This is a genomic window from Vibrio sp. R11-SG3-ISO3-SZ (genome assembly GCF_059834345.1).
In genome coordinates this window covers 1-22,207 of the sequence record NZ_JCBDGX010000023.1, presented here as the reverse complement: position 1 = coordinate 22,207, position 22,207 = coordinate 1, and the positions used below count along the sequence as shown (strand labels likewise).

The 22,207-nt window shown below is 48.8% G+C and carries 20 protein-coding genes; 5 read left to right on the top strand and 15 right to left on the bottom strand.

The window, feature by feature from the left end; translation table 11 throughout:
* Positions 1-312, bottom strand: coding sequence for a DUF6482 family protein (locus tag AC6R1O_RS03220; protein ID WP_487901851.1), 312 nt, complete (start codon positions 310-312; stop codon positions 1-3).
* Positions 313-455: 143 nt separating this feature from the next.
* Between AC6R1O_RS03220 and AC6R1O_RS03215 the strand changes: the two genes are divergently transcribed.
* Complete coding sequence (locus AC6R1O_RS03215) at positions 456-1,490, top strand: NADP(H)-dependent aldo-keto reductase (RefSeq protein ID WP_500632718.1); 1,035 nt, start codon at positions 456-458, stop codon at positions 1,488-1,490.
* A 103-nt stretch (positions 1,491-1,593) separates the two neighbouring features.
* Here the strand turns inward: AC6R1O_RS03215 and AC6R1O_RS03210 are convergent, their stop codons facing one another.
* From AC6R1O_RS03210 to brnQ, 6 genes are all read right to left on the bottom strand, one after another.
* Positions 1,594-1,845: a DUF1127 domain-containing protein gene (locus tag AC6R1O_RS03210; protein WP_500632719.1), complete on the bottom strand. Its 252-nt coding sequence runs from the start codon at positions 1,843-1,845 to the stop codon at positions 1,594-1,596.
* A gap of 129 nt (positions 1,846-1,974) precedes the next feature.
* On the bottom strand, positions 1,975-2,109 hold the full coding sequence (locus tag AC6R1O_RS03205) for a hypothetical protein (protein WP_334554030.1): 135 nt from the start codon (positions 2,107-2,109) through the stop codon (positions 1,975-1,977).
* Positions 2,110-2,371: 262 nt separating this feature from the next.
* On the bottom strand, positions 2,372-3,706 hold the full coding sequence (vpsR, locus tag AC6R1O_RS03200; RefSeq protein WP_500632720.1) for a cyclic-di-GMP-binding transcriptional regulator VpsR: 1,335 nt from the start codon (positions 3,704-3,706) through the stop codon (positions 2,372-2,374).
* Positions 3,707-4,058: 352 nt separating this feature from the next.
* Complete coding sequence (gene lysS / locus AC6R1O_RS03195) at positions 4,059-5,597, bottom strand: lysine--tRNA ligase (protein ID WP_334554026.1); 1,539 nt, start codon at positions 5,595-5,597, stop codon at positions 4,059-4,061.
* A gap of 42 nt (positions 5,598-5,639) precedes the next feature.
* Positions 5,640-6,738, bottom strand: a protein-coding gene (gene prfB / locus AC6R1O_RS03190) for a peptide chain release factor 2 (RefSeq protein WP_334554024.1) whose coding sequence is annotated in 2 segments (ribosomal slippage) — positions 5,640-6,662 and positions 6,664-6,738 — 1,098 coding nt in all. Because the reading frame shifts where the segments join, the coding sequence is not laid out codon by codon here.
* Positions 6,739-6,899: 161 nt separating this feature from the next.
* Positions 6,900-8,213 carry a branched-chain amino acid transport system II carrier protein gene (gene brnQ, locus AC6R1O_RS03185; protein ID WP_500630106.1) on the bottom strand — a complete coding sequence of 438 codons (1,314 nt, stop codon included), beginning with the start codon at positions 8,211-8,213 and terminating at the stop codon, positions 6,900-6,902.
* A gap of 376 nt (positions 8,214-8,589) precedes the next feature.
* On the opposite strand from brnQ, the gene AC6R1O_RS03180 reads away from it, so the two are divergent.
* Both AC6R1O_RS03180 and srmB read left to right on the top strand, forming a co-directional pair.
* Positions 8,590-9,306, top strand: coding sequence for a tRNA1(Val) (adenine(37)-N6)-methyltransferase (locus AC6R1O_RS03180; protein WP_500632721.1), 717 nt, complete (start codon positions 8,590-8,592; stop codon positions 9,304-9,306).
* A gap of 109 nt (positions 9,307-9,415) precedes the next feature.
* Positions 9,416-10,654 carry an ATP-dependent RNA helicase SrmB gene (srmB, locus tag AC6R1O_RS03175; protein WP_500632722.1) on the top strand — a complete coding sequence of 413 codons (1,239 nt, stop codon included), beginning with the start codon at positions 9,416-9,418 and terminating at the stop codon, positions 10,652-10,654.
* A 133-nt stretch (positions 10,655-10,787) separates the two neighbouring features.
* Here the strand turns inward: srmB and prfC are convergent, their stop codons facing one another.
* The gene (gene prfC / locus AC6R1O_RS03170) at positions 10,788-12,377 is read right to left on the bottom strand and encodes a peptide chain release factor 3 (protein ID WP_500632723.1); all 1,590 of its coding nucleotides are present in this window, start codon (positions 12,375-12,377) and stop codon (positions 10,788-10,790) included.
* Between the two features lie 221 nt (positions 12,378-12,598).
* Here prfC and AC6R1O_RS03165 point away from each other — a divergent pair, with 221 nt between their 5' ends.
* Positions 12,599-14,650 carry a putative bifunctional diguanylate cyclase/phosphodiesterase gene (locus AC6R1O_RS03165; RefSeq protein WP_500632724.1) on the top strand — a complete coding sequence of 684 codons (2,052 nt, stop codon included), beginning with the start codon at positions 12,599-12,601 and terminating at the stop codon, positions 14,648-14,650.
* 27 nt (positions 14,651-14,677) lie between these two features.
* Here the strand turns inward: AC6R1O_RS03165 and rimI are convergent, their stop codons facing one another.
* The 6 genes from rimI to rlmE form a co-directional block, all read right to left on the bottom strand.
* The gene (gene rimI / locus AC6R1O_RS03160; protein WP_500632725.1) at positions 14,678-15,118 is read right to left on the bottom strand and encodes a ribosomal protein S18-alanine N-acetyltransferase; all 441 of its coding nucleotides are present in this window, start codon (positions 15,116-15,118) and stop codon (positions 14,678-14,680) included.
* A gap of 1 nt (position 15,119) precedes the next feature.
* Positions 15,120-15,527, bottom strand: a complete 408-nt coding sequence (locus AC6R1O_RS03155; RefSeq protein ID WP_500632726.1) for a DNA polymerase III subunit psi — start codon at positions 15,525-15,527, stop codon at positions 15,120-15,122.
* Between the two features lie 165 nt (positions 15,528-15,692).
* Positions 15,693-17,033: a phosphoglucosamine mutase gene (gene glmM, locus AC6R1O_RS03150; protein WP_500632727.1), complete on the bottom strand. Its 1,341-nt coding sequence runs from the start codon at positions 17,031-17,033 to the stop codon at positions 15,693-15,695.
* 17 nt (positions 17,034-17,050) lie between these two features.
* Entirely contained in the window at positions 17,051-17,902 is an 852-nt protein-coding gene (folP, locus tag AC6R1O_RS03145; protein WP_500632755.1) for a dihydropteroate synthase, read from the bottom strand.
* 50 nt (positions 17,903-17,952) lie between these two features.
* Positions 17,953-19,902, bottom strand: a complete 1,950-nt coding sequence (ftsH, locus tag AC6R1O_RS03140) for an ATP-dependent zinc metalloprotease FtsH (protein WP_500656471.1) — start codon at positions 19,900-19,902, stop codon at positions 17,953-17,955.
* A gap of 136 nt (positions 19,903-20,038) precedes the next feature.
* Entirely contained in the window at positions 20,039-20,668 is a 630-nt protein-coding gene (gene rlmE, locus AC6R1O_RS03135; protein ID WP_334554004.1) for a 23S rRNA (uridine(2552)-2'-O)-methyltransferase RlmE, read from the bottom strand.
* A gap of 204 nt (positions 20,669-20,872) precedes the next feature.
* Here rlmE and yhbY point away from each other — a divergent pair, with 204 nt between their 5' ends.
* A complete protein-coding gene (yhbY, locus tag AC6R1O_RS03130) occupies positions 20,873-21,169 on the top strand; it encodes a ribosome assembly RNA-binding protein YhbY (protein WP_334554002.1) in 297 nt (98 codons plus the stop codon).
* A gap of 318 nt (positions 21,170-21,487) precedes the next feature.
* Here yhbY and greA read toward each other — a convergent pair whose 3' ends face one another.
* Positions 21,488-21,961 (bottom strand): transcription elongation factor GreA, encoded by a 474-nt coding sequence (greA, locus tag AC6R1O_RS03125; protein WP_500626631.1) that lies wholly within the window; start codon positions 21,959-21,961, stop codon positions 21,488-21,490.
* Positions 21,962-22,207: the final 246 nt, after the last annotated feature.

Below are 22,207 nucleotides of genomic sequence, written 5' to 3'. Positions count from 1 at the left end.
TCAATGCGTCGTGAGCGACAACGCCACATCGTGAAAACGAGGTCCACTGCCCGAGCCACACTCATCATAGGTGTTGTGCAATCTTAAGTAGGCGCGCTCAACACCGAGTTTCAACAGCGCCTCTCTTACCTGCTCTATCGAATCAAAATGAAGGGGTTCTTCTCCTTCTCTGATGGGTTCGAGCTTATGCTTGTATTCCACCGCTAACAAGTATTGCGATACATCGGAACATCCGATAACGAATACCTTGGGCGGCTGATAACTCTCTTTGTGATCGCCGTGAATCCATTTATCTAACTGAACTTTTTGCATCGCGCACCTTCATCCCTTAAAAACCTGGATCTCTTAAAGATAGTCAAGACGCAGAATTTTGCGAAATTGTTAATAAACCCTATATCCACCAGCCACACCTTGCCCTATATTGGAGTTATCTCCACTGGAAACTAGGAAGGTTCATGCAATACAACAAGTTACCGCACTCATCTCTCGAAGTCAGTCAGATTGCTCTTGGAACCATGACCTTTGGTGAACAAAACACAGAGCAAGACGCATTCAGTCAGCTAGATTATGCCTTAGAGCGTGGCGTCAACTTTATTGATACCGCCGAAATGTACCCGGTACCGCCCAAAGCGCAAAGCCAGGGGTTAACCGAAACCTATATTGGCAACTGGCTCAAAAAATCAGGTAAGCGTGAGAAAGTCATTTTAGCGACCAAAGTCGCCGGTCCACGTAGCGTGCCTTATATCCGTGACAACATGAGGCTCGACTGGCGTAACATTCACCAAGCCATTGATGATAGCTTGCAGCGTTTGCAAACCGACTATGTCGACCTGTATCAAATCCACTGGCCTCAGCGTCAGACGAACTGTTTCGGTCAGCTTAATTATCCTTATCCGGATCAGCAGCAGGAAGTCACCCTGATCGAAACCCTAGAAGCCTTGGCGGAATTGGTCCGTGCAGGAAAAGTACGCTATATCGGCGTCTCTAACGAAACTCCTTGGGGAGTGATGTCGCTGCTCAAACTCGCAGAGAAGCATGAGTTGCCACGGATCGTTTCGATTCAAAACCCCTACAATTTACTTAATCGCAGCTTTGAAGTCGGGCTTTCTGAAATCAGCCATTTCGAAGGCGTGCAACTTCTGGCCTATTCCCCGCTCGCCTTTGGCTGTTTGAGTGGTAAATACCTTGATGGTGCCAAACCCACAGGCGCCCGTTGCAGCTTGTACGAACGCTTTGTGCGCTACTTTACGCCACAAGGGATCGCCGCCACACAGGCGTACGTCTCGCTGGCGCGTGAACATGGGCTGGATCCCGCGCAGATGGCATTGGCTTTCGTCAATCAAAGACCGTTTGTCGCCTCCAATATTATCGGTGCCACCAGCCTGACACAGTTGAAATCCAATATTGACAGTCTCGATATCACTTTAAGCCCTGAACTGCTTGATGGCTTGCAAGCGATTGGTATTCAATATTCCAACCCTTGCCCATAAGGGCGTATTCACCACACTGGCGTACAAACGTAAAAACCGACCTTCACGGTCGGTTTTTTGCTCAGTTTTAGGGGCTGACGGTCATCAACACCAGCCCCTAACGTTACGTCGGTATTCGCGTACTCAGCACACGACGAAGATGACGAATACGGCGCTCGGCTTTGACGTGGGCAGGTTCACTGAGGCCAATCGGACGACCATCGCTTTCCAAACCAATATCTCTTAGCAGGTGCGCGTTCTCCCATGGGATGTGGTGCGCACTGCGTCTGATTTTTCGTTTCCAAGCTCGCTCTTCTCGGCTCAAGTCCGCTTTAACAAGTAGGGTGGCAAGTTTTAGATATACAGAATGACTCATGAGAAATCTCCAGTCTAAACGTTGCTGGGGAAACACATGGAAGCAAAAATGAGGAAAGAGTCGTGTGATCCATCACTTTTAATTCGCTGCATTTCCGCAGCCAATTAAAAGAAAAAGGATACGGATACGTTATTGTGTGCGGGCCGGTTTTCGGGCGATATCAGACATAGATAGGGTGTGAGACCAATCTGTCATGATCATCGCGGCGCTAACGGCGTCAGAGGCACAAAGGGTAAACACGGGTGTCATGATGAAATGTGTCATTGTGCGCCTCCTAGCAAAAATAAAGAATCCGTTGGGTGTGTAGAGCGTTGAGCTCATGGTTAAATTCTAACCACCAAGGATGATTAATCAACCGATTTATTAATGGAAAGTTAAAAACACGTTTTTCAACTGAATCATGTTTTTATTCTCCCTGAATATAAGATATTCAAACTGTGAATATCTTATAGATGGCAGATCCTGTTGAGCCAATAGCAAAAAGCCATGCAATCGAAGCATGGCTTTTTATTTACAAAACAATCAATTAAACAGTCGCGTCACTGATCAAATTATGTTTGTTTAACAAACGATACATAGTGGCACGCGATACACCCAATTCTTTGGCCGCCATCGACACTTGTCCCGAATGGGATTCAAGCACCAACAACAGCGCATCGCGCTCACTTCGCTCACGGATACTTTTCAAACTTCGTTTACCGTCGGTGCGTTTAGGGAGATCCAATTGCTGATCGTCTAGCATCACACTGTCGGACATCAGCACCACGCGCTTAATCTGGTTCATCAGCTCCCGCACGTTACCAGGCCAATGGTAACGAGTGAGCTCTCGCAACGCCTCTTCAGTAAAACTGCGCGCTTGGGCGTTGTATTCCTTAGAGTACTCCTGCAAGAAATGACGCGCCAAAATCGCAATGTCCCCAGCACGCTCTTTTAAACTCGGAACGTTGATACGCAGCACATTGATGTAATGATAAAGCTCCTCATTGAAGTCTCCATCAATCAAAGCTTTCTCAATATCCGCTGAGTTCGCCGCAAGAATCCTCACATCGACTTCTTTTGGGCCCTCTCTGGTTTCTATCGTCCCCTCTTGCAAGAATCGCAGTAAGTTCACTTGCTGAGATTTGGGCAAGGTGAGAATGTCGTTCAACAACACGGTTCCGCCATGGGCTTTTTCCAGCAAACAAGGCTCATCACTGTCATGACGTTGAAGACCAAACAGATCGCTTTCAATCCGACTCTCCGACATGGCTCGACAATTGACGGAAACAAACTCTTTGTTGGCTCTTGAGGAGGTCTTGTGTACCGCTCTGGCCACCGTTTCTTTGCCCGTACCACTTTCACCGTAAATCAGAATGCTGACATCGGTAGGCCCGATGCGTTTAATCTGATCGCGTAGGCGTTTGACTGGAATAGAGTCACCAATCAGCCCCATATCACTATTGTTGCCGTAGTAAGGCCATACCTTCTGCTCAAGCTTAAGCATCCCTAACTGGTGACCTATGGTGCTGAGCAGTTGCGCATCAGGGATCGGAGCGGTGAAAAAATCAATACAGAAGTTGACGATAAACTGACAGATGGTGTCGGAGCTCAGCTGTGACTCACGAATAAAGGCGAGCCAACGTACCTGCTTATGATTACTCACCAAATTCGCAATGCCATTGAGACTAAACTCATCATGACTTAAATCGACAATACCGATACAAGGTCCGGTTTCGTTGAACAGACTATCGGCTTTTCTTAAATCCGCGACTTGGGTACACCGCCAGCCAACTTGTTCCAGCACTGACAACCAGGGCTCATACGTTCCTCCTACGACCACTAACGATCCCGGAACGGAATCCATGCGGAATTGATTTCCCATGACGCTATTCCTTATCACTATTATTCTACTACTGTGCCACTGCTATCGGCGGTTTCGCCAGCGGTGAGTAAGGCTGGATGGCAAATATATAAGAGGAACAATCTCACCCCTTAAGACCATTCAAATAACACCCACTCATCGAAAATGCGACACTGGTTAGTTACATTATAGAGACTCTCGCAGAGTGTCTGTCTTAATGTTAAGACTATTCAGATAATGCCACATCTTACATATGAGCTTGAGATACAGATCTAAAAAACATTCACATAATTTATTACTCTTTCTCTTTTCACCTTAGCCAGACATAAAAAAACCACCCGAAGGTGGTTTTTACCGTCAATCGCGTATCCGATTAAGATTGCGCTTGCGGACGCATGGCTGGGAACAGAATCACGTCACGAATCGTGTGCGTGTTGGTAAACAGCATCGCTAGGCGATCAATACCAATCCCTTGGCCCGCTGTGGGTGGCAAGCCGTGCTCAAGTGCCGTGATGTAGTCTGCATCGTAATACATGGCTTCATCGTCACCAGCATCTTTCGCGTCCACTTGCGCTTTAAAGCGTGCGTCTTGGTCTTCTGCATCGTTAAGCTCAGAGAAACCGTTCGCCACTTCACGGCCGCCAATAAAGAACTCGAAACGATCAGTAAAGAACGGATTGTCATCGCTACGGCGAGCCAGAGGCGAAATATCCGCCGGGTAACCGGTAATAAAGGTTGGCTGAATCAGTTGAGGTTCAGCCGTTTCACCGAAGATCTCTTCAAGTAGCTGACCACACGTCCAGAACGGTTCCACGTCAACATGAACAGATTTAGCAATCGCGACCATTTTCTCGCGATCTTGCAAGTCCGCTTCTGTTAGTGCTTGGATCTCAGCGTGATCTGGGTTGTAGTGCTTGATAGCTTCAAACATACTCATACGAGCGTACGTACCACCAAACTCTACCGTCTCATCACCGTAAGGCATAGAAGTAGAACCAAGAACATCCATTGCCACTGTGCTGAGCATCTCTTCAGTGAGATCCATCAGATCTTTATAGTCAGAGTACGCTTGGTAGAATTCCATCATGGTGAATTCTGGGTTGTGACGTGGCGATAGACCTTCGTTACGGAAGTTACGGTTGATCTCAAATACGCGATCAAAACCGCCCACAACGAGACGCTTCAAGTATAGCTCTGGCGCCACACGTAGGTACATGTCGATATCCAACGCATTGTGGTGCGTCACGAATGGACGAGCGGTCGCACCACCAGGGATGACGTGCATCATTGGCGTTTCTACTTCGAGGTAGCCTTTTGAGCTCATGAAGTTCCGGATCGCAGAAACAAGTTTAGAGCGAATGATAAACGCTTGGCGTGAATCTTCATTGACAATCAGGTCAACGTAACGCTGGCGGTAACGCATCTCTTGGTCAGTCAGGCCGTGGAATTTCTCTGGCAGTGGACGAAGCGCCTTGGTCAGCAATTCGTACTCTTCCATATTTACGTAAAGATCGCCTTTACCGGATTTATGCAGCGCACCTTTGACACCGATGATGTCACCGATATCCAAGCCTTGGTATTGCTCTTTAAGGTGCTTTTGTACGTCTTTTGCCGCATACGCTTGAATACGGCCAGATGTCTCTTGAATCACAAGGAACGGACCACGCTTAGCCATAATACGGCCGGCAATCGCCACCACGTGGTTGAGCGCTTCTAGCTCTTCCTTGCTCTTCTCACCGAACTCTTTTTGTAGATCGCCCGCTAGTGCATCACGACGGAAGTCATTAGGATGGCCATTTGCCTTGCAGCTCTTGCGGATAGCGTCCAGCTTCGCGCGGCGCTCAGCAATCAGCTTGTTTTCTTCAGGTGAAAGGACGTCTTGTTGATTTTCGTTTTGAACAGCATCAGTCATTTTCGATGTATCCTGTTTCGTTTCTGAGTGTCGGTGAAAAGCTTACAGGCCTGATTTCAGGCTAGCTTCAATAAATTTGTCTAGATCGCCATCCAGTACCGCTTGTGTATTGCGGTTTTCTACCCCGGTACGCAGATCTTTAATGCGCGAGTCATCTAGGACGTAAGAACGAATCTGGCTGCCCCAACCAATGTCAGACTTCGCGTCTTCGTTGGCCTGCTTCTCTGCATTCTGCTTTTGAATCTCAAGTTCAAAGAGCTTAGCGCGCAACTGCTTCATCGCCTGATCTTTGTTCTTGTGCTGAGAGCGATCGTTCTGACATTGCACGACCGTGTTGGTGGGTACGTGAGTAATACGTACCGCCGATTCGGTGGTGTTAACGTGCTGACCACCCGCGCCGGACGCACGGTACACGTCAATGCGCAAATCCGCAGGGTTAATGTCGATATCGATGTTGTCATCAATCTCTGGGTAGATAAACGCAGAAGCAAACGAAGTATGGCGGCGGCCGCTAGAGTCAAACGGTGATTTACGGACTAGACGATGCACGCCAGTTTCGGTGCGAAGCCAACCATAGGCATACTCGCCAGAGATTTTCACCGTCGCGCCTTTCAAGCCCGCCACTTCACCCTCTGACACTTCGATCACTTCGGTTTTGAAGCCTTTGGCTTCTGCCCAACGCAAGTACATACGCAGCATCATCGACGTCCAGTCTTGCGCTTCGGTACCGCCCGAGCCAGATTGCAGGTCGATATAGCAATCAGACGCATCGTGATCGCCAGAGAACATACGACGGAATTCAAGCTGTTCAAGCTTCGCTTCTAGTTCCGCAAGCTCGGGCTCGATTTCATCGAAAGTTTCTTGATCGTCTTCTTCGACCGCAAGCTCAAGTAAACCATCAACGTCTTCAACCCCTTGGTCGAGCTGATCAATGGTTTCCACGACAGCTTCTAACGCCGCACGCTCTTTACCTAACGCTTGTGCGCGCTCAGGTTCGTTCCAGACATCTGGTTGTTCCAGTTCTGCGTTGACTTCTTCTAGACGCTCTTTTTTGGCGTCATAGTCAAAGATACCCCCTCAGGACTAAAGTGCGCTGAGACACGTCCTGTAAGCGGTTTTTAATTGGATTGATTTCAAACATGTTTGCTCAACATTGATGAGTAGAATTTAACCGAAGAATTGTACTGAAAAGTGTGACGAAGATACAGGAATTTTTTGAACAGGACTGGCACTGGACCAGAAACAACAATCCCTTGTCACACAGGGTATGACAAGGGATTCAGCGCAAAGAAATACGAGCGGTTAGGCGTTGTCTTGTGCCAGTGACGTTTGCTCAGATTGGCCGATGAACATCATGCACACCATCGTCGCCGCCGTTGGCAGCAACCAGCCCATGCCGACATCAAAAAGCGGCAACATGCTCAGTGCTGACATATCCAATCCAGCCACCTTAGCGGCATCAATAAGCGCAAACAGCAAAGCAACAAGAATCACCACACGATATGCCATAGCTGGATTCGCGAGCTTGCTACGCATAAAGGTCAACGCAATCAGAGCAATAGCAACCGGGTATAGCGCAAACAGCACAGGTACTGAAAGGGCAATCAGTTGTGCCAGGCCGACGTTCGCCACCACAGCACACGCCACACCATTAATGATCACCCACTGCTTATAAGAGAGCGGAGTGAGCGAGCTGAAATAGTCAGAACACGCAGAGATAAGGCCGATCGCCGTCGTCAAACACGCCAGCAACACGATGACAGAGAGAACCACTTGACCGTACGGACCAAACAGCGCTTGAACATACAAGCTTAACACTACACCACCATTGTCCGCTCCTGCTGCAACTGCAGAACTGGTCGCGCCGAGGTAGAAGAGTGAGATATAAACAAACGCAAGTCCCACAGCGGCAATGCAGGCTGCACTGATCAGGTATTTTGAGGTCGCTTTTTGTGAAGTGATGCCTTTTTGGCGCAGCGCATCAACAATCAACACCCCAAACATCAAGGCGCCAAAGGTATCCATGGTGTTATAGCCTTCCAGAAATCCTTTTTGCAATGGGTGAGTTAAATACTCACCTTGCGCCGCTAAAATCTCGCCTTGAGGAGCAATAAAGACCGCACCGGCCAAGACAATCAGGCCAATAAACAGCGCCGGCGTCAGCACTTTACCAATCACATCAATCAGTTTGCCTTGAGACCAAGCAAAGAACACCGCAACCGCAAAAAAGAGAATGGAGAACATGGTCAACTGCATTTGCGCGGCGTCAGCCAAGAAGGGTTTGATCGCCATCTCGTAGGCAACCAAACCAGTACGAGGAGCCGCGAACGCTGGGCCGATAATGACGAAAATCAGTACCGCCATCACCACAGCAGCGCGCTTTGGCAAATGCTCTGTCAGATGATCCCATGAACCACCGGCTACGGCGATCGCAATGATCGTTGCCAGTGGCAAACCGACAGCCGTCGCGAGAAAACCCATCATTGCAGGGAACACATTGTCGCCTGCAAACTGACCGGCAATCGGTGGAAAGATGATGTTACCCGCACCTAAAAAAAACGCGAACAGCATGAAGCCGAGCGCAAGAATATCTGTGATTTTTAAACTCTGATTCACGAGAGAACCTTCTTATACTTCTATTCCCAATGCGACTATGACGGCAGTATCGAGTAAACTCGGCTACCCCATAACCTGATGGGAGATATCGATGTTGTGAATGGAGAGTGATGTCATTGACCCACTCCATCTTTAAAATAAGGCGCGCATGATGAACAAACCGTGTCGCTTTCGCAACCGAATGGCGAAAAACACCATATAAATTTAGAGTACACTCAGATATACAGCAGTAATCACTAGTTGAAGAGTAAAAATTGGATTTTAATACCAATCAAAATCACCAGCAGCACCGCAGCAAGAAGAACGAAAAACCATACACATCATTAACAACCACTGAAGTCACCACCATAACATTCAATGACAACATAAGATTCCAATGACCATCAAAGCCACTAAAGCGTTTTCATTTAAACAGTTTTCTATTCAGTCTGGACAATCGGGGATGCCGGTCAGTACCGATGGTGTCATGCTCGGCGCGTGGGCGCAGATAGAGCACGCACATCAAATACTCGATATCGGCACTGGAACGGGGCTATTAGCCTTGATGTGCGCTCAGCGCAACCCAGATGCACAGATATGCGCGATAGATATTGACCATCACGCCATTTGCGCCGCTCAAAGTAATTTCAGCGCCAGTCCGTGGAACAGCAGATTACGTCTTCTTCAAGGTGATATCCTCAGCGCCGAACTCCCAGACTCTTTTGACGCGATTATTTGTAATCCGCCCTATTTCACCACTGGCGAGTCTGCCAAAGCGCCCGCTCGCGCCATCGCAAGGCATGCCGATACATTGGCACACGAACCTTTATTGCGACGATGTCAGCAACTGCTCGCGCCTCTTGGCACCGCCAGTTTCATCTTGCCTCAAGTGGAAGGGGAAGCGTTTATCGAGTTAGCGCAGAATATGGGTTGGTCGTTAAGAAGGCGGTGTGAAGTACGCACCACAGCCACTAAACCCGTCAGTCGCCTGATGTTTGAACTGCAACACACCGCAGGTGAGTGCCAGTCTCAATCACTGCTGATCCATGACGGAGCTGAGTACAGCGAAGATTTTGTCTCCCTGACGAGAGCGTTTTATTTAAAGATGCCGTAATTAAGGTGTGATCCTTATCACCAAAGACACTATACTATGCGACCTTTGTTATCCCTGAGGCCAAAATAGAGGGATAAAAACCATTTCGTGCGCTTGTGGAGAGACCAGAGTGATCAAAAATTTTGCCGAACTTGAGCTAGACAACAATCTACTCGAAGCCATCGAAGAGATGGGTTACAGCCGCCCAACCCAGATTCAGGCGGAAGCAATTCCACACGCCCTTGATGGTCGAGATATTCTCGCGTCTGCGCCCACAGGAACAGGTAAAACAGCGGCGTTCGTGCTACCCGCTCTGCAATATTTGCAAGATTTCCCACGCCGTAAACCTGGGCCTGCACGCGTGCTGATCTTAACGCCGACACGTGAACTGGCAATGCAAGTGGCAGATCAAGCGCGCGCTTTAGCAAAAAACACCAATCTCAACATCTTCACCATTACTGGTGGCGTTCAATATGAAGAGCACGCCGACATTTTGAAAAAGACCCAAGATATCGTTGTGGCAACCCCGGGCCGCTTAATGGAATACATCAATGCGGAGCGATTTGATTGTCGAGCAATTGAATGGTTAATCCTCGATGAAGCTGACCGAATGCTCGACATGGGCTTTGGTCCAACGGTTGACCGCCTTTCAAATGAATGTCGTTGGCGTAAACAAACTCTGCTCTTTTCTGCCACGCTCGAAGGCCGAGGTGTGGAAGGTTTCACTACTGATCTATTGACGAATCCAGCAGAAATTGATGCCGAGCCATCACGCCGCGAACGTAAGAAAATCGCTCAGTGGTATCACCGTGCGGATGATATGGAGCACAAACTAGCGCTACTCAAAACCATTATCACCGAGCAAGCTCAACGTAGCATCATCTTCTTAAAAACCCGCGAACGTTTGGCGGACTTACGTGGCGAACTGGAAAAAGCGCAGATCCCTTGTGCGTGGATCCAAGGCGAAATGCCACAAGATCGCCGCAACAACGCCATTGCGCGATTCCGCGATGGCACGGTCAACGTACTGCTCGCCACCGACGTCGCCGCGCGTGGTATTGACCTTCCGGATGTCAGCCATGTGATCAACTTTGACTTGCCACGCAGCGCAGATGTTTACCTGCACCGCATTGGCCGTACCGCACGTGCAGGCAAGAAAGGCAACGCAGTCTCACTGGTAGAAGCGCACGATCAACCCATGATGGATCGCGTCGCTCGCTACGTGAAAGAAGAGATCAAAGAGCGCTTTATTAAAGAATTACGTCCAAAACACAAAAAACCGGTGTTTAAGAAAAAGAACAAGAAAAAAGACGACAAGAAGAAAAGCCTGACTAAAACGAAGAAAAAGAGCGCCAGCAAGAAAAAGTAAGGCTATCGCTTAGATATACGGAAAAAGGGTTGATGTGTATGCATCAACCCTTTTTTATCGTCTGCCTTCAAGGCTCTGCGCGATGAAAGACGCTGATTACCTCAGCGACTTTTTCCAGTCTCAAGGCGTGGTATTAGTGTTCACGAGTGGCATGGAACTCAACATCCGGGAAGCGCTCTTTGGCCAGGTTCAGATTAACCATGGTTGGTGCGATGTAAGTTAAGTTGTCACCGCCATCGAGGGCTAAGTTGACTTGGTTCTTGCGCTGGAACTCGTCGAGCTTCTTACCATCTTCACACTCAACCCAACGTGCAGTCGCCACGTTAACCCCTTCGTAAATCGCTTCCACGTTGTATTCCGCTTTCAAGCGCGCAACCACCACATCAAACTGAAGGACACCGACGGCGCCTACAATCAAGTCGTTGTTCTGCAAAGGTCTAAATACCTGCACGGCCCCTTCTTCTGAAAGCTGCACTAAGCCTTTGAGCAACTGCTTTTGCTTAAGAGGATCTTTCAAGCGAATACGACGGAACAACTCAGGAGCGAAGTTTGGAATACCCGAGAACTTCAGTGCTTCACCTTGAGTAAAGGTATCACCAATCTGGATGGTGCCGTGGTTATGGAGACCGATGATGTCACCTGCGTAGGCGTTTTCAGCGCGAGAACGATCGCCCGCCATGAACGTCACCGCATCAGAGATGTTCACTTGCTTACCAAGACGAACGTGGTTCATCTTCATACCTTGCTTGTATGTCCCCGACACGATACGCATAAAGGCGATGCGGTCACGGTGTTTCGGGTCCATATTGGCTTGGATTTTAAACACAAATCCACTGAAGTTCTCTTCTGACGCCTCAACTTTACGCTCATTGGCGTCACGCGGCATTGGTGCCGGAGCCCACTCAGTCAGGCCATCAAGCATATGATCAACGCCGAAGTTACCTAATGCGGTACCGAAGTACACAGGCGTCAATTCACCGGCAAGGAACAGCTCTTGATCAAACTCAGGACAAGCACCAATGACCAATTCGAGCTCTTCACGCAGTTGCTCCGCCAATTCGCTGCCGACAGCTGCGTCTAGCTCTGGGTTATCCAACCCTTTGATGATGCGCTGCTCTTGAATCGTGTGGCCTTGGCCTGTTGCGTAAAGAATCGTTTCGTCACGGTGAATATGGTAAACACCCTTAAACTCTTTACCGCAGCCAATCGGCCATGAGATTGGCGCGCACGCCATATTCAGTTCGCTTTCGACCTCATCCAGCAACTCCATAGGATCACGGATATCACGATCAAGCTTGTTCATGAAGGTCACGATTGGGGTATCACGTAAACGCGTCACTTCCATCAGCTTGCGGGTACGATCTTCGACACCTTTCGCGGCATCAATCACCATCAGACATGAGTCAACAGCGGTCAGCGTACGGTAGGTATCTTCCGAGAAATCTTCGTGCCCTGGGGTATCGAGAAGGTTGACCAAGCATTCGTTGTACGGGAACTGCATCACAGAGGTGGTCACCGAGATGCCACGCTCTTTTTCCATCTCCATCCAGTCTGATTTGGCATGCTGAGCGGAGCCGCGTCCTTTCACCGTACCGGCGGTCTGAATGGCGCGTCCGAACAACAACACTTTTTCAGTAATGGTGGTTTTACCCGCATCGGGGTGCGAGATGATCGCGAATGTTCTACGTTTAGACACTTCGCTTAGAAATGGGGTATTTGACATGAACAGGTCTTCTTAACTATCTGTAAGCCGTTTTTCTCGGTCATACCGAGCCTAAACCACTCTGGGTTCGATTCTATTTTGCGCGGTATTCTCGCTTATATTGATGCAATCAGCAACTTCATACAAAAAGATGAATTGAAAAGTCACGCTTTTCGTCGATAGATTAGATTATCAATAAATATGAGCTATAACTTAAGAAGTACATCTCACAAGTAGAAGCTATGTCCGAGACTATAAAGATCAATTCGTTAGCCATCCGCCAAGCAAAAACGGTGTTTTTGGTATCTGTCCTGCTGGGCGTCTGCTTCAGCTTGTATCAGATTTTTGTTGATGTATCGAAAGAGCAGCAACGTATCGAAGATCACTATCAGTTCAAGTTGCTGCAAAATTACTCTAATGCGAGTCAAGCGGCCTATCATCTTAACCAGTTGTTGGCCGAGCAAGTGGCCTCAACGCTGATGATGGATAACGCCATCTACCGTGTGGAAATCATCGATGACTTTGGCGATACCCTGACCCGTAATGAGCGCAGCGTGACACGCCAAGGGGATTTTGCTGAACTGGTGGCGACTTATCTCACGCCGACATCGCCGGTCTATCAGACCGATCTCCATCAGCCAAACTCTCATGTTGTGGTAGGCTCACTCAGCTTCTCCGTGAACGGCATCAGCATTGCGCGCGAGTTTATCGCCAAAACCAGCAAAATCTTACTGTTTGATTTGCTGCGCAATATTTTGCTGACCACTATTTTGCTGATCTTTTTCTACAAAAAACTGTCTAAACCACTGATTACTCTGCTTAATTGGGTACGCTCACTCAATGACCAGCACAGTGCGACCACGCCTCCTCCGCTTCAAGGTAACGATGAGCTCGGTCACCTTGCCAAGACCTTCCATTCCCTATGGCAAGACCGTGAAGTCGCGCAAGCGAAGCTCAATCAGCTCGCGTACTACGACTCGCTCACTGGGTTGGCCAATCGAAGCTTATTGATGCAAACCCTAGGCAAGTCTATTGACCAAGCGGTACACAACAATCAAACCGGCGCGCTGTTTTACTTGGATTTAGACCGTTTTAAAACCATCAATGACTCGCTCGGTCACACCATAGGGGATCAACTGCTCAAAGCGATCGCCAAGCGTATTGTCTCGTGGCAGCAAAAAGGCTACACCGCGGCGAGGATCGGCGGCGATGAGTTTGCGATCTTGCTGCCCAACGTGGGCCCAGAGCAAACCAAAAGTTTAGCTCAGCAGCTGCTTGCACTGATCTCAAACCCCTATTCGATTGATGATCACCAACTCTACTGTACCGTCAGTGTGGGTATCGCGACCTTTCCTTCGGTCGCCTGTACCAACATTGACGTGCTGCGCCAAGCGGATACCGCCTTGTACCGCGCCAAGGTGGCAGGTAAGAACAAGTACACCTTCTACGAGCCTGAAATGCAGGCGCAAGTCGAATCCTTCCTAGAGATTGAAAAGGGGTTGCATGAGGCAATCAATAAAGGACAGCTTGAACTCTATTATCAACCTCAGGTCAGTGATAAACATCAAATTATCGGGGTTGAAGCCTTAATTCGCTGGAACCACCCCGAAAAAGGGCTATTGCCTCCGGGCGTGTTTATGCCGGTCGCGGAAGAGACCGGCCAGATCCTTCAAATCGGTAATTGGATTATTGAGGAAGCGTGCTACCAGTATGCCAAGTGGAAAAAACAGGGCATCTTGCCAGACACTTTCCGCCGCTTGGCGATCAATATCAGTCCGCTTCAGTTCGCGCAAGAGTCCTTCGTTGATCACATCAATGAAGCCTTAGCGCAAGCAGGGATCAGTGGAGAGTGCATCGAACTGGAAATCACTGAAAACTTGCTGCTCGAGAATGTGGAAGGCGCGATTCAAAAGATGGTTAAACTCAAAGAGTTTAATCTCAAAACCTCGATTGATGACTTTGGCACCGGCTACTCATCACTGCGCTACTTAAAGCATTTATCGGTAGACGTACTTAAAATTGACCGTTCATTTGTCACCCAACTGCATTTAGACGAAAGTGACCAAGCGATTGTCGATACCATCATCATGACGGCGCAGCGTTTGAACTTGGAAGTCATCGCAGAAGGGGTGGAAGATGTATACGAGTTGGAGACGCTGAAAAAACTGGGTTGCGAACAATTCCAAGGTTACATTTTCGATAAGCCTCTGCCAGCGAGTGAGCTGAAAAGCCGCTTCGAGGCCAACTATTACCCGCTAGAACTACCGGAAGACGCGAAGTTCGCTCAGCGTTAATAAAGTCATCAGCTGAAGCAAAAAAGCTTAGAAAAACAGATAACTCATGATGATAGCGTCTTCTTTACCCTTGCTCGTTGGGTAATAGTTGACGCGACGGTCAATCTCATTGAAGCCAACTTCTTGGTAGAGAGCTAACGCCACCTGGTTACTTTCTCGTACTTCAAGCCAAGCGCTATCAGCACCCTCGCCCTCACACATCGACAAGAAGCCTTCAATAAGCACTCGGCCAAAGCCCAGTCCTTGCTTGGCGGGATCGACGGCAATGTTCAGTAACGTCACCTCACCCACAATATTCTGCGCGTAAAAATAGCCCACAACCTCGCCACTCACCTCAAGCACATGATGGCACGCACCGCGGCTCTCAATGGCGTTAATCAAGTTGGCAGACCAAGGATGTGAATGCGCGGCACACTCAATGCGATACACCTCATCAAGGTGCGTTGGCGCTAATGGAACCAGTGCCATGTTATTCTCCTTTGAGAGCCGTTTGGATTTGCTGCCACAAAGCGCGGCGCTCCACTTGATTACCATCAATCGCAGCTAACTCTGGCGACACCAAGGTTTTCACGCCCTCAAATTGGTGAGCATCACAACCGGCATACCAAACCCATGTCAACGCCTCTCTATTAACGACCATCACCTGATGAGGATAAACGTGGCGCACATTCTCAAGGGTCAATGACATCGCTTGCAACACCTTTTGCAAAAACAGAGCGTCGCTGCCTTGAGGCAGTACAGGTGATACCAACAACAAACAGCAGTCATCATCCAGTGTAATAGGGCTAAGCTCTACGCCATGAAGACGTGAGGGGTGCTCAAGTTGGTAGGTATCAATGCCCATCTCATGGAGGTAGCCAGTGTTTAACAAAGACATATCGGTTCGTTATCCTTTATTCATGACAAACGGATTCATGAGAAAACGGGGGTAATGAGAATCGGTGAATAGTAACGGATTAGTGCGCAGAAAAAGCCTCGTTTGGGTTTCCCGACCAAGTGAAGCTAGCCACTTGGTCGGGAAAATCTTCACACGCGAGAGCGATTAAAAGCTCGCTTTCACCGCATCGGCAATTTTGAGGGCGCTCGCTTGAACCAGCTCAGCATCTTCGCCTTCCACCATAACGCGAATCAAAGGTTCAGTGCCCGAATTACGCAGTAGCACGCGGCCTTTATCACCCAGTTCGGCTTCAACTTGTGCCACACTCTCTTGTACGGCTTTCGCTTCTAGCGGGTTAGAGTCGCCCGAGAAACGCACGTTTTCCAACACTTGCGGGTACAGTGTCATACCTTGCGACAACTCGTTCAAAGTGAGTTTACTGCCCACCACTGATGCCAACACTTGCAGCGCTGCGACAATCGCATCACCAGTGGTCACCTTATCAAGCAAGATAACGTGGCCAGAGTTTTCCGCACCAATACGCCAGCCTTTTTCGATCAACTGCTCCATCACGTAGCGGTCACCGACAGCCGCACGAACGAAAGGAATCCCTAACGCCTTGAGGCCATTTTCCATGCCCAAATTGGTCATCAAAGTGCCAACCACGCCGCCTTTTAATTCACCACGACGCAACGCATCTCGCGCAATGATGTAAGCAATTTGGTCACCATCAATTTTATTGCCCAGATGATCCACCATGATGATGCGATCGCCATCACCATCAAAGGCGAGACCCAGCGCAGCTTGCTCTTCGACAACACGTTTTTGCAGCGCACGCACATCGGTCGCACCGACTTCATGGTTGATGTTGGTGCCATTCGGCTCCACACCCATCGCGATCACTTCAGCACCGAGTTCACTAAAGACTGCTGGCGCAATATGGTAAGTCGCGCCGTTAGCACAATCGACGACAATTTTTAGCCCGGCTAAGCTCAATGACGACGGGAAGGTACTTTTACAAAACTCAATGTAGCGCCCTGCTGCGTCGTTCAAGCGGCTCGCTTTACCCAGCATGGCCGATTCTACGCACTCAATCTCTTTATCGAGCTCCGCTTCAATTGCGAGCTCTACCTCATCGGGCAGCTTGGTGCCTTCTGATGAGAAAAATTTAATCCCGTTGTCGTAATATGGGTTGTGTGATGCAGAGATAACAATGCCTGCCTCAGCACGGAAAGTTTGTGTCAGATAAGCCACCGCTGGCGTAGGCATTGGGCCGGTAAAGGTCGCTTTCAAACCTGCAGCAGCAAGGCCAGCTTCAAGGGCTGACTCTAGCATGTAACCAGAAATACGCGTGTCTTTGCCAATGATGACTTTTTTCGTGCCTTGCTTTGCCAATACTTGGCCAGCCGCCCAACCGAGTTTCAATACAAAATCAGGGGTGATGGGGTATTGGCCAACTTTGCCGCGTACCCCATCGGTTCCAAAATAACGTCTTTTATCAGACATGGTGAGTCCTTATCTTTTTATTTTATCGCCGCAGAAGGTGAATGGTTCGCTTTGACCATCTCAACCACCTTCATGGCATCAAGCGTTTGTTCGTAGTCGTGCACACGAATAATTTGCGCCCCTTTCATCGCTGCGATTGTCGCGCAGCTGACACTCGCCGCCATGCATTCAGCCGGCGCTTTGTCGAGCAGTTTAAATAACATCGATTTACGTGACATGCCCGCCAAGAGAGGCAAACCAAAACGGTGGAACTGCTCAAGATGCGCGAGCATATGATAGTTGTGTTCAAGGGTTTTGCCAAAGCCAAATCCAGGATCGAGGATCAGCTGCGCTTTATCAATCCCTGCCGCCTGACAAGTTTGCATGCGCTCTTGCAAAAACTCGCCCACCTCCACTAAGAGATCATCATAGCTCGGGTTTGCTTGCATGGTGCGCGGCTGGCCTTTCATATGCATCAAACAAATCGGCAGCCCAGATTGAGCCGCTACCTCTAGCGCTCCTGGCTCTTGCAGCGCACGGACGTCATTGATGATATCCGCACCTGCCGCTATCGCTTGCGCCATGACTTGTGCTTTACTGGTGTCAATAGAGATCCACACATCAGAGCGGGCGCGAATCGCTTGGATGATAGGTACCACGCGCGCAAGCTCTTCGTCCAAACTCACGTCCGGAGCCCCTGGACGCGTGGATTCACCACCGATATCGATGATGGTCACACCGGCGTCTATCATACGCTGCGCTTGCTCTAGAGCGCGCTCTAAGGAGTTAAACTGGCCGCCATCAGAAAACGAATCGGGCGTAACATTAAGGATCCCCATCACCTGAGGTGTGGAGAGATCGAGGATTTTATTGTTTGCTTTTAGAATCATCATAAACAGAAAAACCCCGAGTTGCCTCGGGGTTTGGTCATTAACAGAAATTATTCTGAGTCTTTTTTCTCAGTGCCTTCTTCAGCAGGTTGCGCTTTTTCAGCTGATTCGCTGCTACTGTTTTCCACCGTTTCATCGGCTTGGACAGGCTCGGCTGCACTCTTGTTTGAGGCGTTATCTCCCCATCCTGCAGGCTCACGAATGTCGCTTTTACGCTCCATCAGGTCATCAATTTGACCCGCGTCGATGGTTTCGTATTTCATCAGCGCATCTTTCATCGCATGCATGATGTCCATGTTGTCTTCCAAGATTTTCTTCGCACGGTCATAGTTGCGGTCGATAATCTTGCGCACTTCATCATCAATCAGCTTGGCGGTATCATCAGACACATGCTTGGTTTGCGTTACGCTGCGTCCTAGGAACACTTCACCTTCATCTTCAGCGTACAACAATGGCCCTAGCTTCTCCGAGAAGCCCCATTGCGTCACCATCTTGCGCGCAATGTCAGTCGCACGTTCAATGTCATTCGATGCGCCTGTCGAGACTTTATCAGGGCCATAAATCAGCTCTTCCGCCAATCGGCCGCCATACAAGCTCGAAATCATCGACTCAAGGTGCTGACGAGACATACTGACTCGGTCTTGCTCTGGCAGATACATGGTCACACCAAGCGCACGTCCACGTGGAATGATCGACACTTTGTATACTGGATCATGCTCAGGGACAAGACGGCCAACGATGGCGTGACCTGCCTCGTGATAAGCGGTAGACGCTTTGGTCTCTTCAGACATCACCATAGAGCGGCGTTCCGCCCCCATCATGATTTTGTCTTTTGCCAGCTCGAACTCCACCATAGAGACATTGCGCTTGTTACCGCGCGCCGCAAATAATGCTGCTTCGTTGACGAGGTTAGCAAGATCAGCACCCGAGAAGCCCGGTGTACCACGCGCAATCAATGAAGGTTCTACATCACCCGCCAACGGTACTTTACGCATGTGAACTTTCAAAATTTGCTCACGGCCACGTACATCTGGCAAGCCCACGACAACTTGACGGTCAAAACGACCTGGTCGCAACAAGGCTGGGTCCAGTACATCTGGTCGGTTTGTCGCAGCGATAACAATAATGCCTTCATTGCCTTCAAAACCGTCCATTTCAACCAGCATTTGGTTCAGGGTTTGCTCACGTTCATCGTGACCACCGCCCACACCTGCGCCACGTTGACGACCTACCGCATCAATCTCATCGATAAAGATGATACAAGGAGCTGCTTTCTTCGCTTGCTCGAACATGTCACGAACACGCGAGGCACCGACACCGACGAACATTTCGACAAAGTCAGAACCAGAAATGGTAAAGAACGGTACTTTGGCTTCACCGGCAATCGCTTTCGCCAGCAAGGTTTTACCCGTACCCGGAGGACCGACCATCAACACACCCGTTGGGATCTTACCGCCCAGCTTTTGGAAGCGACTCGGGTCACGCAGGTAATCCACCAGCTCTTTGACGTCTTCTTTGGCTTCATCACAGCCTGCCACATCGCCAAAGGTGGTTTTAATTTGCTCTTCGCTCATCATACGAGCTTTGCTCTTACCGAAGGACATCGCGCCTTTTCCGCCACCGCCCTGCATTTGACGCATGAAGAAAATCCACACACCAATCAGTAAGATCATTGGGAACCATGAGATGAAGATAGTACCGAGCAAACTTTGCTCTTCCGGCGGCGTACCTTGCACCTTCACGTTTTGTTTGATCAAGTCATCGAGGAGTTTTTGATCGTAGACGGGCATGTAAGTCACATAACGAGAGCCACCGCCACGACGAACGAAGGTAATTTCGCCGTCTTTAAATGTTGCTTCCTGAATCTGGCCTTGGCCAACTTCCTGTACGAACGTGGTGTAATCTACTGCTCGTCCGTTGCTCTCTCCCGGCCCAAAGCTTTGGAATACCGACATCAAGACTACGGCGATCACTAGCCACAGAATTAAATTTTTTGCCATGTCACTCAAGGTGTCAGCCTCTCGATAACTAATTGTAATTAAAGGTAGGGTACTACAGTTTGAAAACTGTAGCTACAGTGTTAACCGCTGCGAAAAAGAGCAAATAGTTAACCTTTGTAACTAGCGGCCAGCTTGATTAGCCTTTGTAGCCAGTAGCCACGATGAAGACTTCACGTGAGCGTGCTCGCGATGAGTCTGGTTTTCTTACTTTTACGGTTTTAAACAAATCTCGGACTTCTTTCACGTATTGATCGAAGCCTTCGCCCTGAAAAACCTTGACGACAAAGCTACCATTGGGTGCTAGAACTTGTCGACACATATCTAACGCGAGCTCAACCAAGTACATCGCTCTTGGCTGGTCCACTGAGTTATTACCAGCGATGTTCGGCGCCATATCGGACATCACCACATCGACCATAGACGGTTGGATTCGCTCTAGCAGGGCTTCGAGCACGGCATCGTCTCTAAAATCCCCTTGCAGAAAGCTCACCCCAGCGATCGGATCCATCGGCAACAAATCACACGCGATGATTTGCCCGCTGTCCCCCACTATTTTAGCAGCATATTGAGACCAACCACCGGGCGCAGCGCCCAAATCCACCACAGTCATGCCTGGTTTTAGTAGCTTATCTTTGCTTTGGATCTCTTCCATCTTAAAATAAGCGCGAGAGCGATAGCCTTTTTTTCTCGCTTCGTTGGCATATTTGTCGTCGAAGTGTTCTTTCAACCATCGACCAGAACTGGCCGAATGCTTTTGTTTACTCATTCTAATCCTAATAAGACGTAAATAGGAGCTATTGCTGTAATAGGGAAACCCTATTGCGGCTTACTCTGGAGCAAGGAAACTCATCTTTCGATCATTCCCGCCCGCTTGATAATTAACCATCGCTCAATAAATGATAGTCTTCCACCATAGATGGCGTTAAAATAGGGCTTTTCAACCCTAATATTAAAGAAAATTGGCCGCGTAATGAACCTAAGCACCAAACAAAAGCAGCATCTTAAGGGCCTAGCACACAGCTTAAAACCAGTTGTGCTCCTCGGCGCGAACGGACTCACGGAAGCTGTTCTAGCGGAAATCGACATTGCTCTCAACTACCACGAACTGATCAAGGTAAAAATCGCCTCTGAAGATCGTGACACCAAAAACCTGATTGTCGACGCCATCGTGCGTGAAACAGAAGCAGAGAAAGTCCAAGTGATTGGTAAAACGCTTGTTCTGTTCCGTCAATCTGAAGATCGTAAAATCGAACTTCCACGCAAGTAATCTCGTCCGAGCCGATGGGTACTCCATCACGGCGGACAAGTCACTTGCCACACCAAGGTTCACGCTCCCTCTTACTTATATAGATAAAGCTTAGGTAGATAAAACTTAGGTAGACGCACTTAAGTAGGCACACTGTTTGGGTACACCCGCTGTACTCATTGCAATGTAGAGTATTGAATCCAACAAAAAAGGTCGCGCTGCGACCTTTTTTGTTGCTTGAAACCTTTTCTGAACACACCGATGAGCGGTTGGCTCAAGTCGTTGCTCAGCGAGCATCCTGCTGACTTATATTCTCTCAACTAACTTAGATACTCTCAACTAAAGGTACTCAACACGATCAATTTCGAAATCGCGCTCACCACCTGGGGTTGCAATCACGACTTCATCGCCTTCCATCTTACCAATCAAGCCACGAGCAATCGGAGAGCTGACAGAAATGCGACCCGCTTTGATATCAGCCTCATCGTCACCGACGATTTGGTAGGTTTTTTCTTCTTCAGTGTCGCAATCGATCAGTGTGACCGTTGAGCCGAAAATCACTTTGCCTGTGTTTTCCATCTTAGTGACATCGATCACTTGAGCGATCGACAGCTTGTATTCGATATCACGGATCTGCGCTTCACAAATACCTTGCTCTTCGCGAGCCGCGTGGTACTCAGCGTTTTCTTTCAGGTCGCCAAGCTCACGAGCTTCAGCAATCGCTTCAGAAATTTGTGGGCGAAGTTTCAAGAGTCGGTCGAGTTCTTCACGTAGCTGCTTTTCGCCACGCAGTGTCATTGGGACTTTTTCCATTATTACCTCATTCCAAAGCATTCTTTGGACAAAACAAAACTACCTAATCACGAGGACTAGGTAGGGATTCAATCAATCGGTTTGTTCTAGTGTAAACAAACTTGGCAACGAAATCATCTTAATTCATCGTACATGAGAGATCACACTCTTAATGCACACATATGCAACCAAACCAACACCAGAACCAGATTTTTGCAGCGGTCAAAAATCCGACAATCAAGATAAAAAATGATAAATTTTTCGTTT

Coding starts and splice junctions, on each gene's coding strand:
- AC6R1O_RS03220 (WP_487901851.1), bottom strand. CDS start 312: ATGCAAAAAGTTCAGTTAGATAAATGGATTCACGGCGATCACAAAGAG.
- AC6R1O_RS03215 (WP_500632718.1), top strand. CDS start 456: ATGCAATACAACAAGTTACCGCACTCATCTCTCGAAGTCAGTCAGATT.
- AC6R1O_RS03210 (WP_500632719.1), bottom strand. CDS start 1,845: ATGAGTCATTCTGTATATCTAAAACTTGCCACCCTACTTGTTAAAGCG.
- AC6R1O_RS03205 (WP_334554030.1), bottom strand. CDS start 2,109: ATGACACATTTCATCATGACACCCGTGTTTACCCTTTGTGCCTCTGAC.
- vpsR (WP_500632720.1), bottom strand. CDS start 3,706: ATGGGAAATCAATTCCGCATGGATTCCGTTCCGGGATCGTTAGTGGTC.
- lysS (WP_334554026.1), bottom strand. CDS start 5,597: ATGACTGATGCTGTTCAAAACGAAAATCAACAAGACGTCCTTTCACCT.
- AC6R1O_RS03180 (WP_500632721.1), top strand. CDS start 8,590: ATGACCATCAAAGCCACTAAAGCGTTTTCATTTAAACAGTTTTCTATT.
- prfC (WP_500632723.1), bottom strand. CDS start 12,377: ATGTCAAATACCCCATTTCTAAGCGAAGTGTCTAAACGTAGAACATTC.
- AC6R1O_RS03165 (WP_500632724.1), top strand. CDS start 12,599: ATGTCCGAGACTATAAAGATCAATTCGTTAGCCATCCGCCAAGCAAAA.
- rimI (WP_500632725.1), bottom strand. CDS start 15,118: ATGGCACTGGTTCCATTAGCGCCAACGCACCTTGATGAGGTGTATCGC.
- AC6R1O_RS03155 (WP_500632726.1), bottom strand. CDS start 15,527: ATGTCTTTGTTAAACACTGGCTACCTCCATGAGATGGGCATTGATACC.
- glmM (WP_500632727.1), bottom strand. CDS start 17,033: ATGTCTGATAAAAGACGTTATTTTGGAACCGATGGGGTACGCGGCAAA.
- folP (WP_500632755.1), bottom strand. CDS start 17,902: ATGATTCTAAAAGCAAACAATAAAATCCTCGATCTCTCCACACCTCAG.
- ftsH (WP_500656471.1), bottom strand. CDS start 19,902: ATGGCAAAAAATTTAATTCTGTGGCTAGTGATCGCCGTAGTCTTGATG.
- rlmE (WP_334554004.1), bottom strand. CDS start 20,668: ATGAGTAAACAAAAGCATTCGGCCAGTTCTGGTCGATGGTTGAAAGAA.
- yhbY (WP_334554002.1), top strand. CDS start 20,873: ATGAACCTAAGCACCAAACAAAAGCAGCATCTTAAGGGCCTAGCACAC.
- greA (WP_500626631.1), bottom strand. CDS start 21,961: ATGGAAAAAGTCCCAATGACACTGCGTGGCGAAAAGCAGCTACGTGAA.